Consider the following 17234-nt stretch of genomic DNA (forward strand, 5'->3'; position numbering starts at 1 on the left):
ATGGGCACAGAAAAAGAAGGGCAATGGGACCAAAGCGTGGCAGACGCCTATAGCCGTTTGGAGTGCCTGATACTAGAGCCAACTACGGAGGCAGATTTGTTTTCCAGGCTGATCCGGGTCTACCTGGAGGAAGAAGAGGTGCGCATACGGCAAAAGCTAAAGCGTAAATCCTCACAGCGAATCTCTCGCGTCATGCATGAGCGGGTGGGTGAGTTTTTGTCCGGGCAGTTGACCGGGCTTTCGTTTCAAGTGATCGACGGTCTCTTGTTTATAAAGAGGGAGGAACAGTTAGTCGGGGCACTCAAATGCATCCCTGATCTAGGCAGCTACGATACGCCGTCCTGGAATGCGACACTTGCCCGTTTTGCCAAGCAGTATCAGAAGCGGTTCAATCTGGCGCCAGAGAAGCTGCTGTTCGTTATCTGCTCGCTCGCAAAAAGCTTGGATGCAGCTCATGCCAAGGCGTTGACCGGAATTGATGTGTGGTGTGGCGCGGCACTAACAACTCCAGCCTATCGGGATGCGTTACAGGTGTATGTCAACAAATACGTGGAAGTCATGGACGCTCTCCCGCAGCCTATGCACCAAGTATATTTTTTAAGTGCGGATGTCCATCCGAATGCGCTTGCTTGCCAACTACTGCGCGGAGAAAAAGCATCCTTGCCAGATCGTTGGTTGCGGCCTTCCGTCAGTGATCTTATCCAATTATTGCAAACGAAGCTGTGATATACTTTTAGGGACATTCATACCATGAATTCCTTGGGAGGGACTGTTTATAAAAGTAAAAGTAGCTGGTATCCCGCATTTCACAGGTGCATATGTCTCTGGTACAGAATTAGCCCCGGACGCGATTCGTACAGCAGGATTGATCGAGCAGTTGCAGCAGCATGGCTTGGAAGTGCAGGATATAGGAAATCTACATCTTCCCGACGATTTGCCTCGCCATAATATTCCACCAGTTCGTAATTGGCCGGCTCCGCGTATGTTTTGGGATTTGCTGCAAAAGGACGCGCAAGAGTGGCTCGATACGGATGACTTTGTCTTGATGCTCGGCGGCGATTGCAGCTTGGTCGTTGCAACGGCACAGGCTCATCAGGCTCGGTATCAGGAAAAAGCGTATCTGCTCGTGCTTGACGGTCATCTCGATGCAGTAGTTCCATCGGCTTCCCGCTGTATTGGAGCAGCAGGGATGGGATTATGGTTTTTGCTTCAGGATCGTGGACAATGGGTCGAACCAAGCGGCTGGGATGCAGAGCGAATCCGTCTTGTCGGCTGTCAGCAGATGCCTCGAGAAACTTTCGGCGTTGACATCATGACCTTGGCCCAGCTCACAGAAGGCAGCATCGTGGACCGAGTTTCTCATACGCTCCAATCGATCCCGCCTGATGCCAAAATCCTCGTTCATTTCGACGTAGATATCATGCACAAAGACGCGATGGCAGCCGCCTATTCTCCAAGTGAGATTGGATTGTCGCTGTCCGAAGCGGAGGCATTGCTCGCAACAGTTTTACGAGATTCGCGCGTGACCAGTATGGAAGTGACGGAATTCTCAGGGGCAAGAGATACCACTGGCGAGTATGCGCGGAGGCTAGTAGAATTGCTCGCCCGGGCACTATCTGCCCGTGCTTAAAGCCCTCCCATGCGAAAAAGAATAGATTTGATAGCAAGTGAGCTCGGCAGTCCTGATTTCAGTTCAGGCTGTCGAGCTCTTTTTTTGATCTTCCTAAGTTCTAGAAGGTACCGATGAGCAAAGAAAGCTGGTGAGAAGAAAAAGCACAGGGCTCGCAGACCTTGATAACGCCTACCCGGTCGGAACTTTAAAAAGAGGACCACGCTTGTCGAACACTTCTTCCCCGAGAAACGTCCGCCCGTAGGGTGGCTTTGGTTCGACGGTCCTCTTTTTAAAGTGGAGACGGACAGTCAATCCCCCACGCTGGCGTGTCAGAGTCGAAGAGAACTGTGCTTTTTCTTCTCCTCCCCTATGTTGACTCAAACCCCAACTCTTTTGACAGGAAAATAATATTTTTAAAAATAAGGAGAAAGGATTTTCCAGCAAATTCGTATTAGTGTTGAATCAACCAAAACGGAAGCTGCGCAGCATTCCCCAAAGGCTGATCGGTTATAGATGGAGGAGTAGTAGAAATGCCGGACGATCGGGAATTGATCGAGCAAATCCTTGCTGGCAATCATCAGTTGTACAGTCAGATTATCGACAGGTACAAGGGCAAGATCGTTACTTACTTGTACAAAATGATCGGTAACATGCCGGACGCACAGGATTTGGCTCAAGACGTGTTTACCAAAACCTTTTACCTATTGAAAGACTATCGGCCTGAGCACAAGTTTTCTTCATGGCTGTATCGAATCGCGAGCAATCATTGTCTCGATGAAATACGAAGACGCAAAAGAACGGAGCGGACGGCAATCGTGGAGGAACAGATCGTTGATCCAGAGACGCCAGAAACCGCCCTGTTAAAAAAGGAACGGGACGCCCAACTGGAACGAAGTATCATGCTGCTGGATCAGGAGTATCGTGAGGTGTTCGTCCTGCACTACTTGCAGCGTCTGTCGTATCGAGAAATCAGCGAGCGATTGTCTCTTACGGAGAGTGCGGTTCAAATGCGTTTGTTCCGTGCTCGTAAAGAGATGAAAAAAAGCCTGACGAAAACGATGGGAGGGGGAGATGTTTATGACATGCTTCATGTTTAATCAATGGAAGCTCTATGAAAATGGCGAGCTCTCCCCTTCCGAAAGCAAAGGATTAGAGCAGCACGCAGAACAATGCCCACAATGCCAAAGAAAGCTGCAAGAGTGGGTAGATCACATGCTGGAAGAGGAATTTTCCGCCTATCCGGAAGTTCCTGTACCCGATACGTTTACGGACGAGGTCATGAGTAAACTGTTCGAAGCGGTTCCCGCGCGTACGGCACGGAAGCACTCCTCCCGAACCAGAAGACAAAGGGGATGGGATATTGTGAAAAAGACAGGATTGGTAGTAGCAGGACTTACGGCGTTGGTAGTGACAGGAACGGTTGTATCACCGACGTTTGCTAATTATGTGAATAGCTTGTTCCAAATTGAAAAGGATGCGGGTATGAGAAACGCCGTCCATAAAGGCTTTGCCCAAAAGCTGAATCAAAAGATAACGGACCAAGGTATTACCTTTGAAGCAAAAGAGTTGATGGTTGACTCGATGCGGATCGCGGTCATCTATGATATGTACGACCAGAATGGCAAGCAAATTGATCTAGATGAACACTTCTTGGATTCTCAATTGATTGATCCGACTGGGAAAGATTTGATCAGTGAAAATGATGGAATTATTATGGCTAAACATGGGAATTATTTTATCGCCAAGTTGGCCTTAAACGATATTTTCGAGTCCTCTGATACTACTCCTGATCAGCTGGTTCTTAAAATAGAACAGACAGAAATTGCAGGGAAAGAAGGAAAGTGGGAACTGGAATTCCCGATTGATATGAAGAAAGTAAAGGAAGCGACCAAAATAGCGAACTTCCATGATGCTAAGTATGAATCACCACAGGGACTCGTAATGGAGTTGAAAAAAATCGAGTTTTCTCCGAGCGCAACCCGAGTACTGATGGAGACCACGTACACGACAGCAGCCGAAGAGGCGAGGAATCAACAAGTAGAGACCTATAAGAAGAACCAGGAGCAAGGCAAGACAATTGGAATCAAGCCGGAGTTTTTGGCGGATTCTCTAAGTGGGAACGATATTGCGTATGAAATCACCAATGAGCAGGGAGAAGTGGTTGCAGCTTGGGATATGGATTTGGATAAAGGCATTAGAAATCGGAAGAATGTTCTCCATGTATCCGGAACAGTAGCCGAACCGGAAGGGGACAAAATGAAGTGGTGGCAAACTTTCGCTCCGATTCAGGGGGAACAAAAGTTAACGTTTCAGCTTAAAAAGATTTATGAAAGGAAGCTGGCCTACCCCCAAATGGAGCTTGTTCCAGCCGAACTGGTTAAGCAGAAAGAGACCGTAAAGGATGAAGTCGGTAATACCTTTACGTTTTCTTCCTTCGTGCTAGAGCCGGCTAATGGCGAGAAAAAACCAAAAGCTCAGGCGGTGATCACCGTAGAGGGTACGTTAGGTAAAAACGTGGTCAGAACCGGTTTTTGGTTCGTCAAAGATGAGAATGGGAAGGTTTATCATTCCTATCTGAGTGAGACAGAGAGCATCAGGGACAAGGACGGACACGTAAACTTCAAAGGCAAATTGGAGATTCCAGGCATGGAGCAGGAGCCGAAAAAGCTCACCGTATCCTATGCTGATTATACGGTCGAGCATCGCAATGTGAAGTGGGAAGTACCGATTGAAATCAAATAGTTTGAAGGTAAAGGAAGAGGTAGACACAGGCCTCTTCTTTTTTGTTCCGGGGATGAAAAAATGATTTTTTTATAAAAAGAGAAAGGATTTTCCAATCTCTCCGTATTAGCTTATGATTCAACCAAAACGGAAGCTGCGCAGCATTCCCCGCTGGCTTGATCTGTAATAGATGGAGGAGTAGCAAAATGCCGGACGATCAGGAACTAATCGAGCAAATCCTGGCTGGCGATCATGAGCAGTACAGACAAATTGTCGACAGATACAAGGGTAAGATTGTTGGCTATTTGTACAGGATGATCGGCAACATGCCAGACGCACAGGATTTGGCTCAAGACGTGTTTATCAAAACCTTTTATCGTTTGCACGACTATCGGCCTGAGTACAGGTTTTCCTCATGGCTGTATCGAATTGCGAGCAATCATTGCTTGGATGAAATGCGAAAACGCAAACGGACAGAGCTGGTAGAAATCGATGAGGAGCAGTTGATTGACCCAGACACACCTGAGACAACATTGTTGAAAAAGGAACGGGACGCCGAGCTGGAACGGAGCATCATGCTGCTGGATGAAGAGTATCGCGAGGTATTCGTCCTGTTTTACCTACAGCGACTGTCGTATCGGGAAATCAGTGAGATACTGTCCCACTCGGAGAGCTCCGTTCAGATGCGTTTATTCCGCGCCCGCAAAAAGATGAAGGACAGCCTGACGAAAACGATGGGAGGGGGAGCTATTTATGAAATGCTTCATGTTTAATCAATGGAAGCTATACGTAAACGATGAGCTGGCCCCTGCCGAGAGCAAAGGATTGGAGCAACATGTGGAAAATTGTCCACAATGCCAGAAGCACCTGCAAGAGTGGGTAGAAGGCATGCAGGAAGAGGGTTTTTCCGACATTCCGGAGGCTCCTGTACCCGATGCATTTACAGACGAGGTCATGGATAAGCTGTCTGATGCAGTTCCTCCACGTTCTAAGCGAATGCACTCCTCCCGAACCAGAAGACAAAGGGGCTGGGATATTGTGAAGAAGACAGGACTGGTAGTAGCAGGACTTACGGCGTTGGTGGTAACAGGAACCGTTGTATCACCCACGTTTGCGAATTATGTGAATAGCTTGTTCCAGATCGAAAAAGACGCAGACAATGGCATGAAAAACGCCGTCCATAAAGGTCTTGTTCAAAAGCTGGAGCAAAAGGCAACCGATCAAGGAATTACTGTCGAGTTAAAAGAGCTGTTGGCTGACTCGATGAGGATCGCAGTCATCTATGATGTATACGACCAGAGCGGCAAGAAGATAGAAAACCATATTTTGGATGCGAAACTGATGGATCAGAACGGGAAGAATTGGTTCGAGGATGATGAAGGAGATAATTCGGGAAGTCATGGAGAGTTTTTCATCACAGAACGATTTTTGAACGAAATCTTTGAATCACATGAGGCTATCCCCGACCAACTGACCTTACATTTAGAACAGACAGAAATCGCAGGTAAGACAGGAAAATGGTCATTGGAAATTCCGATTGATATGAAAAAAGCCAAGGAAGCGACGAAAGCGGTTGCCTTCCAGGATACAGCTTTTCAATCGCCACAAGGGCTCGGGATTGAGCTGAAAAATATCGAATTTTCCCCGAGTGCGACACGGGTCATGCTGGATACCACTTTCCCAAAATCAGCTTATTTGGAGGTTGAACGAACGTCGATCCTGTACGATCGGAAAAATCCGCGAGGCGCCATTATCACAGAAAAAGAGCGCGAACCTGCTTTTTCGGGAGAGAATATGATGTACGAAATCACCAATGAAAAAGGGGAAGTGGTGGCAGCTTGGGATATGAAATCATTGGATGATGGGCTTGATAACAAGATGAATGTTCTATGGACGCCAAGAACAGAAGAAGAACCCGAAGAAAAAGCAGAGGGCGATGTCTTGAATTGGTGGCATACGTTTGGTCCGATACAGGGAGAACAAAAATTAAAGCTTGAGCTCAAGAAAATTTATGAGAAAAAACTGGCTTCACCTAAATTCGATCTGGTTCCAGCAGAGCTAAACAAGAAAGCGGCGACTTTCAAGGATGAGACAGGCAGTGCCTTTACATTCTCTTCTTTTGCATGGGAGCCTGGTAAAGGCGAAGATCTAGGTGAGGCTGTGATTACAGTGGACGGTACATTAGGAAAAGACGTACTCGAGAACCACTATTGGTCTGTAAAGGATGAAAACGGGAAGACTTACTATGCGTCAGTGGATACAGAAAGCACCAGAGACAAGGACGGACGTGTACAGATCAAAGGCACGATCACCATCCCACGCTTGAAGCAAGAACCGAAAAAGCTCACGGTATCCTATGCTTCCTATATGGTGGAGCACGACGTGAATTGGGAAGTGCCTTTTGAAATCAAATAGTTCAAAGAAGGAAGAGGCCGACAGTGGCCTCTTCTTTTTCATCACAGGATATTGCCCTTCACAATAAGAATGTAAACCGCAACGACAGGAAGAAGCCCAAGAGAATCGGTGCCAAGCCGAGCCAGACGACCGTTGGGAACAGGGTTGATGATCATGGCAGACTGTGGATTCAGCGGGTATCCCTCCGAGATGGCCATGATTTGTTGGCACACCAGCGGAGCTTTTCGCGTATACCTAATAGGCAATGGGAAAGAGGTGACCACATATGAGCGGATGGCTCGCACTCCTGCTCGTTTCCCTGGCCATCAGCATGGACAGTGTCAGTGTAGGATTGACGTATGGTTTACGGAACATGAGAATGCCCTTTTTGTCGCTCGTCGTCGTTTCCGGTTGTTCGTTTGCTGTTGTATATGGTGTCATGCTCGTAGGCTCATCCCTCACCGAATGGTTAACCCCCGAGATCGGCAAGTATATTGGTGCCGCGGTCTTGATTCTCATGGGGTTGTTTACTCTGTGGCGGCTCATTGCGACACGGTCGGGGACAGAGGCTCAGGAGTCTACCGCTGCGAGTAATGCTATTGTAGCCGCAGAAAAACAGGAAGAGCAGGAGCCCATCGTATTATTGTCGCAGTTCCGCATTTTTGGCGTCATGATTCAGATTTTAAAAGATCCGTCCAAAGCCGACGCTGACCGTTCTGGGCATATTATGGGCTGGGAGGCCGTCATGCTGGGGCTTGCTCTGTCATTGGATGCTTTCGGCGCAGGCATCAGCCTTACGTTTTTGGGATACTCGCCACTGCTTGTCGCTCTCTGTATCGCGGTGATGAGTGCCTTGCTTCTTGTGGTAGGAATTGCCCTCGGCAGGCGCGCCGGAAAATCTAGCTGGTTGACGCGACTCACCTGGCTGCCGCCGATTTTGTTGATTTGCATTGGTGTAGCCAAAAGCTTGAAATAACCGACAAACGAATTACAGACCCGTCCAGATATATGGACGGGTTGTTTTATTTTCTAGCTCGTCTGCATACACATAAAAATGAGTGAGAAGTGGATGGAGGAGATGTAGGTGGATACACAGCCAATTCGAAAATGGTACACGCTGGCAGCGGCCGACGTGACCGAAGCCCTTCATAGTGATGCTGCGCAAGGGCTGACTCAGCAGGAGGCGGAGCGGCGACTGGCTAAACAAGGTGCCAACCAGTTGGCTGAACAAAAGCGAAAGCCTCTCTACTCGGTCTTTGTTGATCAGTTCAAGGACTTTATGGTGCTCATCCTGTTCATCGCAACACTGATCTCGTACTTCCTCGGAGAGTACTTGGATGCGATTGCGATTATTGCGATCATCCTCATTAACGGCATCCTCGGTTTTATTCAGGAGGCCAAGGCTGAGCGATCCTTGCAAGCGCTAAAGGAGTTGGCATCCCCGATGGCGCGCGTCATCCGGGCCGGGAACATTTCCATGATACCGGCTTCGCGGCTGGTACCTGGTGATCTGGTGCAATTGGAGGCAGGGGACCGTGTTCCCGCAGATTTGCGGTTGCTTTCGGCCAATCGGCTAGAGGTAGAGGAGTCAGCATTGACAGGGGAGTCTGTCCCCGTCGGAAAAAACGTGAAAAGACTGGAGACAGCCCAGGCATCTACTGTACCGCTTGGCGACCAAAAAAATCTTGCGTTCATGGGCACGATGGTCACCGGAGGAACAGGGAGTGGAATCGTCGTAGCGACAGGGATGAGCACGGAAATCGGGAAAATCGCGCACTTAATGAATACAGCGGAAGAAGCAGAAACCCCTTTGCAACTGCGCTTGGAGCAAATGGGCAAAATTCTCGTAGTCGTCGCACTGTTGTTGACGATTGTGGTCATCGCTGCTGGTGTCTGGCACGGTCATGAGCTGTTTACGATGTTCCTCGCCGGGGTGAGTCTCGCAGTAGCGGCGATTCCGGAAGGCTTGCCAGCGATTGTGACTGTCGCGCTAGCGCTTGGCGTCCAGCGGATGATCCGCCGCAATGCGATCGTACGCAAGCTCCCATCGGTCGAGACATTGGGCTGCGCCTCTGTCATTTGCTCCGATAAAACAGGGACCCTGACTCAAAATAAAATGACCGTTACCCAAGTGTGGCACAGCGATTCCACGTATGAGGTGAGCGGCAGCGGCTACGCACCAGAGGGGGCCTTTCACTATCTAGGGAAAATGGTATCTCCCGCCCGTGACGGAGCGCTCTCACAAATGATCCGAATCGCAGATCGATGCAATAACGCCCGTTTGACATGCGAGGAGCAGAGCACGCGCAATCTGCTCGGGATGGGCAAGTCGTCACGCTTTTGGCAAGTGGTAGGCGACCCGACAGAAGGTGCTCTCAAGGTGCTTGCCGCGAAGGCATTGGGCGGCAATGCAGAGCGTAGCAACCAGAAGAATCAGGGACAGCGTGTGGAGGAGCTTCCCTTTGATTCTGACCGCAAAATGATGTCGGTCGTCGAAAAGGGGACGGACGGCGTGTATTCCCTGCTGACGAAAGGCGCGGCGGAGGCATTGCTGGCGAGATCGACACACATTTTGTGGAAGGGAGAGCTCATTCCACTCTCCGCGACGCTTCGCCACCAAGTACTGGAGCAAACGGAACGGATGGCAGGGAAAGCGTTGCGCGTACTGGGATTCGCGTATAAGACACTGCAAGGCTATCGCCCGGGACAACCAATCGGCTCCATGGAAAACAATCTCGTCTTTGTCGGATTGGCTGGGATGATCGATCCACCGCGTGAAGAGGTGCGTCCAGCAATCAATCTGTGCCATCAAGCAGGAATTAAGACGGTCATGATTACAGGCGACCACAAGGTGACAGCAGAAGCAATCGCCCGGCAGATTGGTTTAATGCGTGGCTACGGAGAAGTATTGGAGGGGCGGGAGCTGGATGGCATGTCAGATGAGCAGCTCGCCGAGTATGCGGAGCGCGTCACTGTCTATGCCCGTGTGTCTCCTGAGCACAAGCTGCGGATCGTCCGTGCCCTGCAAAGCAAAGGACATGTTGTTGCCATGACCGGAGACGGTGTCAATGATGCTCCTGCGATCAAAACTTCAGACATTGGGATCGCGATGGGGATTACCGGTACAGATGTGACGAAGGAAGCGGCCGATCTCGTGCTGCGCGACGATAACTTCGCCACGATTGTCGCCGCCGTGGAGGAAGGGCGTAACATCTATGACAACATTCGAAAATTCATCCGTTATTTGCTGGCATCCAACGTAGGGGAGATTCTCGTCATGTTTTTTGCGATGCTCCTCGGGCTTCCTTTGCCTTTGGTACCGATCCAGATTCTGTGGGTCAATCTCGTGACGGATGGCTTACCGGCCATGGCGCTGGGCGTCGATCAGGCGGAGAAAGATACGATGTATCAGAAGCCGCGCAACAAGGCAGAGAACATATTCAGCCGGGGGTTGGGCTGGAAAATTATTAGCCGTGGCTTCCTCATCGGGACCATGACATTGCTCGCGTTTTGGCTGACGCTCAAAGAGAATCCGAATGACTTGGTACATGCCCAGACTGTTGCTTTTGTCACGTTGGTTATGGCGCAGCTAATACACGTTTTCGATTGCCGGAGTCAATACAGCGTTTTTCACCGCAATGTATTTGAAAATAAATACCTCGTCTGGGCCGTGCTTTCGTCGATTGTGCTCGTGATCGGTGTCGTATACATGGAGACACTCCAGCCGATCTTCAAAACAACGGATCTGAATCTGCGCGATTGGGCATTAATTTTGGTCGCGGCGGGAGTTCCTACGTTTGTCGCGGGAATCGGTGGAGTACTTACCAGCGGCAGACAGCGCACAAGCAACGAGAAACGTGCAGCTATGCGTACGGTTCGTCCTGACTAATCGAGCCGCCAAAGGGGAGAGGGAGCCATCGTGCGCTTGAGAAGGGGAGGATGGAAAAGGCGTAGAAGGAGAATTTTCGCTGGGCTCCTACTGATTATTGTGGTATTGATCACTTTGTTTATCATTGTGGAACGCAGGGTAGAGCCGACGTTGATGCTGATTGCCCAGGCCAAGGCAGAGCAGGTCGCCAAGCTCGCCATTACCGATGCAGTCACCAAACGTATGTCCCAACAGGGCCTCGATGTCAACGAAGTCGTCATCATGGAGAAAGACGAGAATGGCAGCATCAAAGCGGTGAATTTTAATTTCAAAGAGTACTCCCGGATTGTGGGGGAAACGACAGCCCGTATTCAAAATCGTTTGAAGGAATTCGAGCAGGAGCACGTCCAGACAACGATACCGCTAGGCTTGGCTACCAAAAACGTCTTTCTGGAGCACTTTGGGCCTGAAATTCCGGTGTCGTTCGTTCCGATTGGAGCCGTCAAAACGAAGCTGGAAACAGGCCTAAAGCAAGCTGGAATCAATATGGTGCTGGTGACTGTCTACATTCACGTCGAAGTCGATTTGCGGGTCATTATCCCGTTTGCTACCAAGCAACAGACGGTCACCACACAAATACCGGTATCCGAAGCCCTGATCGTCGGAAAGGTACCGACTTATTTGTACGACAACCCGTCAGGCAAGCCCGATGTGCCGACGCCACGAAACGACCAAATCCCAAGCCAGCCGTGATGTTTTTCGCTTATACGCGAACGATTTACACATCTATGAAAATTTATTTGAAACGTTTCTGAAAGGGTGCCGTCCAATGAATAGAGACACACAAAAACAAGCAAGAACATTGGAGGCGTAAACAACATGAAAACAATCCGTACAGGTATGATGACAATCGCGGCACTGGCCGTTTTGGGAACTAGCGTGGTATCTGCAACCTCCGAACCAGTAAAAGAACTTTCTGTTAATATTAACGGTCAAGCAATCGCACAAGATGCGATCTTCGATAAAGGTCAACAAACCGTTCTGGTTCCGCTTCGTCCTGTTGCTGAAGCCCTCGGTTTCAAAGTAAGCTGGAACGACAAGGAAAAAGCAGCAGAAGTGCAACGAGGCGCGATCACCAGCTACGCAAAAGAAGGAGAGGATCGTTATCCTTTCGCAAAAATGTACAAAACGCTGGGAGCAGAGCCTCGCGTACTGAATGGCAGCACCTATGTGCCAGTCGCATTCGTTGACGAAATCCTGCAAGCAGAAGTAAATGTAACTGATGATACAGTGACAGTAGTTGAGGACGAAATCGCTCCTATGCGTACAGGGACCATTACAAGCATCAACAAATCCGATAAAGGCTACTCGGTTACACTGAACATCTATGAGTCTGGCATCATCCTGCACCTGACGGAAGACACGAAAATTACAGATGAAGCTGGTAAAGTGCTGAAGCCAGAAGACTTGAAGCTGGGTATGGCCGTTGATGCTACAACCGAAAAATTCATGGCGATGAGCTTGCCGCCACAAACGAGTGCGCTCAGCATCACGGTAAAAGGCGGCCTGGAGACTCAGGACGTCCTGGGAACTGCGGGTAAAGTAGCGAGCATCTCTGCTGACAAAGATGGCAACTACAAAATGCTTGTAGAGGGTCGCGGTATTACCGAAACCTCCCAAGAAAAAATCAACCTGAACATTACGGAGAAAACAGTGATCATCAATGCGCGAGACAACAAAGTACTCTCGCCAACTGAGCTGAAAAAGGATATGCAAGTAGTAGCCTTCTACGGCCCAATGATGACGAAAAGCCTGCCGCCTATCGGCACTGCTGAAAAAATCGTAGTAGAGTAAGAGAAAGAACGGGATGGCATTTGCTGTCCCTTTTTTTGCGTTTATGGCTAGATCGGCATATCAAAAGCTCTTTTTAATTCGAATGATGATAAGGGAATTCCCTGATACACTTTCTTTTATGGAAACTTTACAATAACGTTAGAACGATTGTCTCAAAAGGAGGAACGCATGGGTACGTCGAGTGAAGTGCTTTCCCTGATGCAGTCCATCTTTGCCAACGCTAGCGATGCGATCCTGGTAATTGATAATGAGGGACGAATCGTAAAGGCCAATGCTGCGTTGGAGCAGATGACGGGCTGGACAGAAGAAGAGCTGATTCGGGATAAACATATTTGCGAGCTGTGTCTCGGAATGGCAACGTGTATGGAAGAAACGAGCTGCACGGATTGCTTTTTTAAGCGCGTGCAAATGCCTTCATTCGAGATGAGGCTCCGAACGAAATCAGGTGTGGATTACCCTGTCGCAGCCAGCTCTGCGAGACTAGAGGATGAATCGCAGGGGAAGCTGGTCATGATTTTGCGTGATATGTCTGCGCAACAGCGAGTGGAAAAAGAGCGCTACCAGTACAAGCTGACGAATTTTGCGATCCAAGCACAAGAAGAAGAACGAAAGCGCATCGCCCGGGAGCTGCATGATGGCGTAGGGCAGGCGCTTTATAGTATTTTAGTGGGACTAAACGTAGTTAGACAACGAGAATTGAGCGAGCCGGTTATGCAGCATGTCACGGAATTGGTGAATATGACTTCCAAGGCGATGGAGGAAGTGAAGCGCATGGCGCTAGAGCTGCGCCCATCTGCACTGGATGATCTCGGTTTACTGCCTGCATTACGTTCGTTGATGAAACGGGTGGAAAAGACGTTTCATATCCAGGTGGAGCTGCATGTTCAGGGGGAGAAACGCAGATACTCTGCTGCGATGGAAACAGCGCTGTACCGGATTGTGCAGGAAGCCATGACCAATACGGCAAAATACGCAAAGGCGAGCCATCTGGGAATCATGTTCGAGAATAGGGAGAAGGAAATTGTCGTCACGATTGTAGATGACGGCGTAGGGTTTGAAGTAGAGAAAACATTGAACATCGGCAAAGGTCTCGGTGTGTTTGGCATGAAGGAGCGTGCCCAGTTGCTTGGTGGTACCGTTGATATTCGCTCCGCACCCGAGGAAGGAACGACGGTGATCGTCCGAATTCCGGTGCCGAAGGAGGGGGTAGAGGATGACCATTCGCGTCTTGATCGCTGATGATCATGCGATAGTACGCTCTGGGCTGGGGATGCTGATCAACGCCCAGGAGGACATGGAAGTCGTCGGCTATGCAGCTGACGGAAAAGAGGCATGTGAAAAAGCATGGGAAGTCCGGCCCAACGTTGTCTTGATGGATTTGAGCATGCCGCCTGGGGAAAACGGCTTGACTGCAACTGCCAGACTGAAGGAAACGGCACCAGACATCCAGGTGCTCGTGCTTACGATGCATGATGACGAGGAATACTTGTTTCGGGTACTGCAAGCCGGTGCTGCCGGCTATATTTTAAAAAGCGCCCCTGACCTCGATTTGATCACGGCGATTCGTTCGGTCAATCAGGGCATGGCCTATTTGTATCCATCTGCGACGAAATCTCTGATCGAGGAATTTCTGCAAATGGTCAAGAACGGTGAGGAGCAGGCCAAGTACGACATCCTGACTGATCGGGAAAAAGAAGTGCTGGTCTTGATCGCAAAGGGCTTCAGCAATAAGGAAATTGCCGAGCAGCTCACTGTTTCCGTCAAGACGGTAGAATCGCATAAAGCGCATATTATGGAAAAGCTCCATCTGCGTACGCGGCCTGATTTGGTGCGGTATGCGATTAAGAAGGGCTGGCTGGATTTTGAGTAGGACTTGATCTGTTCTGTATAGTCAACACCAAAGCCATATGATATGATAAAACCAAGAGATGTTGGCAAAAATAAATAGACCAGAGTGTTCCAGCACTCTGATCTATCGTACAGTAGACGGTACCCTTTAAGGGAATCGGCTCAGCAGAATTTAAAACGGGTTATGACCGCTCAGGTGCCTGCTAGCTCAAGAGCGGTCATTTTTTTTGGTCAGGGCAACAACGATTGCTACAATAAGGTCCAAGGACGATCCCAATACGGGGTCGTCTTTTTTGTGTCGATCCTGTGTCCGAAAACGGCCATAAAACGGTCGAAATCAGGGGTTTCCCGGAACATTTTAGGGGATTTCCCCGAATTACTTCCAAGGGGTTCCAGCGGTAGAATGAAGGCGTGAAAACTACACCGCGCCCATGAGGCACGTTAGGAAAGGAGAAGAGCGCGATGGAGACGCAAGTGGATAAGGCGGAGAAAGGCAAGAAATCAAAATCCAGCAAGCTGCAAACGAACCAGGAAGACTTGAAGGGAACGTTTGTTGCGGTTCTGATCGTCGGAGGTATCATTCTAGTCGGTTGGTTGGGTGTATTCGGGCTTTTCCTGGATAGGGCGTAATAAGGAAGTAAAGGAGGGTACTTATGCATTTGCATCGATATGAAAAAATCTGGTTGATGCTTGGCGCAGGCGGTTTGGCCTTATTTATTGTATTGTTGTGCGTCAATGCGTTTGCCATGGGGATGGCTCCGCCAAGTAATATGGAAATGATTGATCCAGAGAAGGTTACGGAGACGCCTCCTTTTGATAAACCAGGCTTGAAACAGGTAGGAGACAATGAATACGACGCTTACATGACAGCATTTGCGTTCGGCTTCGCTCCGACCAAGATGGAAATACCAGTTGGCGCAACGGTGAACTTCCACGTCACGAGTCCAGACGTTATTCACGGATTCCAGATTCCAGAGACCAACATTAACTTCATGGTTCTGCCTGGACACATCAGCTCGGCGACACACACGTTTGACGAGCCAGGCGAGTATTTGATCCTTTGTAACGAATACTGTGGCGCAGGTCATCAGGTAATGGCGACCACGATTATTGTGAAATAAAGGTAGGTGAATCCTATGGTAATCGCACGGAAGATCGACGATACACTCCCCCATGTTCCGGTTCAGCGTTCTGCGGCAAGACTTAGTTTGGCTTATGTGTGGGTAGCTTATATTGCATTCGGATTGGCAGCTGTGGCAGGGATGGTACAGGGCATGGTTCGCGGGGGAATCATGGAACTGCCGAGCTGGACAAATTACTATCAAATTTTGACCGCCCATGGCGTGTTGATGGCACTTATTTTTACCACGTACTTCATCGTCGGATTTATTTTCTCAGGAGTTGCCCGTACGACAGGTGGTTCCTTGCATGGAGCCGCTTTGAAATTTGGATGGGCCGGCTGGATTCTTATGACGCTAGGGACGTTGATGGCTGTTGTCACCATTCTAATGAATGAAGCCTCTGTTCTCTATACGTTCTATGCACCACTGAAAGCATCTCCGTACTTTTACATTGGTTCTGCCTTGCTCGTAGTAGGTAGCTGGCTAGCGGGATTCGGGGTTTTTGCCAGCTATCGCAAATGGAAACGCGAAAATAAAGGGAAAACGTCTCCGCTTTTCCTCTACATGGGGGTCACTACTTACATCCTGTGGATTACTGCGACGATTCCTGTAGCGGTGGAGGTTTTGTTCCAACTCATCCCGTGGTCACTCGGGCTGGTTCCAACGATTAATGTCATGCTCAGCCGTACGCTGTTCTGGTTTTTCGGTCATCCGCTCGTTTATTTCTGGCTATTGCCTGCTTATATGGCGTGGTATGTATGTTTACCAAGAATCATCGGCGGTCACGTTTTCAGTGATTCGCTCAGTCGGCTCGCTTTTATCTGCCTGCTGTTGTTCTCGATTCCTGTCGGGTTCCACCACCAATTGATGGAGCCGGGAATTTCACCAGCATGGAAAATGATCCACGTTACACTGACGCTGATTGTTGTAATCCCATCTTTGATGACAGCATTTTCGATGTTTGCCATCTTTGAAACGACTGGACGTAAAAAAGGCGGAGTTGGACTTTTCGGTTGGTTCAAAAAACTGCCTTGGACAGATGTACGTTTCTTTGCTCCATTTGTAGGGATGCTGTTCTTCATTCCTGGCGGAGCTGGGGGTATTATTAACGCAAGTAACCAGATTAACGCGGTCGTGCACAATACGATTTGGGTTACCGGTCACTTCCACATCACCGTAGGAGCTGCGGTGGCGCTCACTTTCTTCGGCGTCAGCTTTTGGCTGATACCTGCATTGACTGGACGTCAGTTGACCAAAACTGCGAATCGCATGGGAATGGTGCAAACGGTATTCTGGGCAGTAGGAATGTTCCTGATGTCGCTCGCCATGCACGCAATGGGCTTGCAAGGGGCTCCGCGCCGCACAGATTACACGACGTATATGGACCACCCGTTGGCTTTGGGCTGGATGGATTATCAACGTGTAATGGCGTTTGGTGGCGGACTGCTGTTCGTATCCGCGATTCTCTTGATCGCCATCTTGCTGTATCTGACTTTCTACGCACCAAAGGGAAATACGGAATATCCGATTGCCGAAACAGAAACGACGCAAGAAGTTCCAAAAATTTTGGAACGCTGGCCAGTTTGGATCGGATTGGTCGCCTTCCTGATTATTCTCGCCTACGGTTATCCGATTATGCAACAAATTCAGCACCAGGCACCAGGCTCGCCGCCTTTTGTGACTTGGTAAGACGATACGTACGAAAAAAGCCGCTCATTCCGTTTGGAACCGAGCGGCTCTCCTTTTTTAAAAAGACTCTAGCGCTGCCAATTCGGTAAAGGCAAGAATCAGATACCCGATTGCCAAAAGCCATAGG

Annotated in this window: 15 protein-coding genes and 1 pseudogene; 15 read left to right on the forward strand and 1 reads right to left on the reverse strand. The window is 49.3% G+C overall.

Annotation, left to right across the window (positions count from 1 at the left end; genetic code table 11):
• From AB432_RS02300 to AB432_RS02330, 6 genes are all read left to right on the forward strand, one after another.
• Entirely contained in the window at positions 1–726 is a 726-nt protein-coding gene (locus AB432_RS02300) for a hypothetical protein (RefSeq protein WP_048036125.1), read from the forward strand.
• A gap of 49 nt (positions 727–775) precedes the next feature.
• The gene (locus AB432_RS02305; protein WP_048036126.1) at positions 776–1630 is read left to right on the forward strand and encodes an arginase family protein; all 855 of its coding nucleotides are present in this window, start codon (positions 776–778) and stop codon (positions 1628–1630) included.
• 512 nt (positions 1631–2142) lie between these two features.
• Positions 2143–2709, forward strand: coding sequence for an RNA polymerase sigma factor (locus tag AB432_RS02315; RefSeq protein WP_048036127.1), 567 nt, complete (start codon positions 2143–2145; stop codon positions 2707–2709).
• Complete coding sequence (locus AB432_RS02320) at positions 2690–4354, forward strand: DUF4179 domain-containing protein (RefSeq protein ID WP_048036128.1); 1665 nt, start codon at positions 2690–2692, stop codon at positions 4352–4354. Before AB432_RS02315 ends, AB432_RS02320 begins: the two co-directional genes overlap by 20 nt.
• A 185-nt stretch (positions 4355–4539) precedes the next feature.
• Positions 4540–5106, forward strand: coding sequence for an RNA polymerase sigma factor (locus tag AB432_RS02325; protein ID WP_048036129.1), 567 nt, complete (start codon positions 4540–4542; stop codon positions 5104–5106).
• Complete coding sequence (locus tag AB432_RS02330) at positions 5087–6748, forward strand: DUF4179 domain-containing protein (RefSeq protein ID WP_048036130.1); 1662 nt, start codon at positions 5087–5089, stop codon at positions 6746–6748. Before AB432_RS02325 ends, AB432_RS02330 begins: the two co-directional genes overlap by 20 nt.
• Before the next feature lie 88 nt (positions 6749–6836).
• On the opposite strand, the pseudogene AB432_RS02335 reads toward AB432_RS02330, so the two are convergent.
• Positions 6837–6933: pseudogene (locus AB432_RS02335) on the reverse strand (HXXEE domain-containing protein); the annotation flags it as partial.
• A gap of 80 nt (positions 6934–7013) precedes the next feature.
• Between AB432_RS02335 and ytaF the strand changes: the two are divergent.
• From ytaF to AB432_RS02380, 9 genes are all read left to right on the forward strand, one after another.
• Positions 7014–7703, forward strand: a complete 690-nt coding sequence (gene ytaF / locus AB432_RS02340; protein ID WP_048036132.1) for a sporulation membrane protein YtaF — start codon at positions 7014–7016, stop codon at positions 7701–7703.
• A gap of 108 nt (positions 7704–7811) precedes the next feature.
• A complete protein-coding gene (locus AB432_RS02345) occupies positions 7812–10616 on the forward strand; it encodes a calcium-translocating P-type ATPase, SERCA-type (protein ID WP_048036133.1) in 2805 nt (934 codons plus the stop codon).
• A 30-nt stretch (positions 10617–10646) separates the two neighbouring features.
• Positions 10647–11348 (forward strand): sporulation protein YunB, encoded by a 702-nt coding sequence (gene yunB / locus AB432_RS02350; RefSeq protein WP_048036134.1) that lies wholly within the window; start codon positions 10647–10649, stop codon positions 11346–11348.
• Positions 11349–11474: 126 nt separating this feature from the next.
• On the forward strand, positions 11475–12449 hold the full coding sequence (locus AB432_RS02355) for a copper amine oxidase N-terminal domain-containing protein (RefSeq protein ID WP_048036135.1): 975 nt from the start codon (positions 11475–11477) through the stop codon (positions 12447–12449).
• Between the two features lie 168 nt (positions 12450–12617).
• The gene (locus AB432_RS02360) at positions 12618–13688 is read left to right on the forward strand and encodes a PAS domain-containing sensor histidine kinase (protein ID WP_048036136.1); all 1071 of its coding nucleotides are present in this window, start codon (positions 12618–12620) and stop codon (positions 13686–13688) included.
• Positions 13663–14319: a response regulator transcription factor gene (locus tag AB432_RS02365; RefSeq protein WP_007726116.1), complete on the forward strand. Its 657-nt coding sequence runs from the start codon at positions 13663–13665 to the stop codon at positions 14317–14319. The genes AB432_RS02360 and AB432_RS02365 overlap by 26 nt, the downstream gene beginning before the upstream one ends.
• Before the next feature lie 440 nt (positions 14320–14759).
• On the forward strand, positions 14760–14927 hold the full coding sequence (locus tag AB432_RS02370; protein WP_017247199.1) for a hypothetical protein: 168 nt from the start codon (positions 14760–14762) through the stop codon (positions 14925–14927).
• Positions 14928–14950: 23 nt separating this feature from the next.
• The gene (locus AB432_RS02375; RefSeq protein WP_007726119.1) at positions 14951–15418 is read left to right on the forward strand and encodes a cytochrome c oxidase subunit II; all 468 of its coding nucleotides are present in this window, start codon (positions 14951–14953) and stop codon (positions 15416–15418) included.
• Positions 15419–15433: 15 nt separating this feature from the next.
• The gene (locus AB432_RS02380; protein WP_048036137.1) at positions 15434–17107 is read left to right on the forward strand and encodes a b(o/a)3-type cytochrome-c oxidase subunit 1; all 1674 of its coding nucleotides are present in this window, start codon (positions 15434–15436) and stop codon (positions 17105–17107) included.
• Positions 17108–17234: the final 127 nt, after the last annotated feature.

The organism is Brevibacillus brevis, from assembly GCF_001039275.2.
Classification (GTDB): domain Bacteria; phylum Bacillota; class Bacilli; order Brevibacillales; family Brevibacillaceae; genus Brevibacillus; species Brevibacillus brevis_C.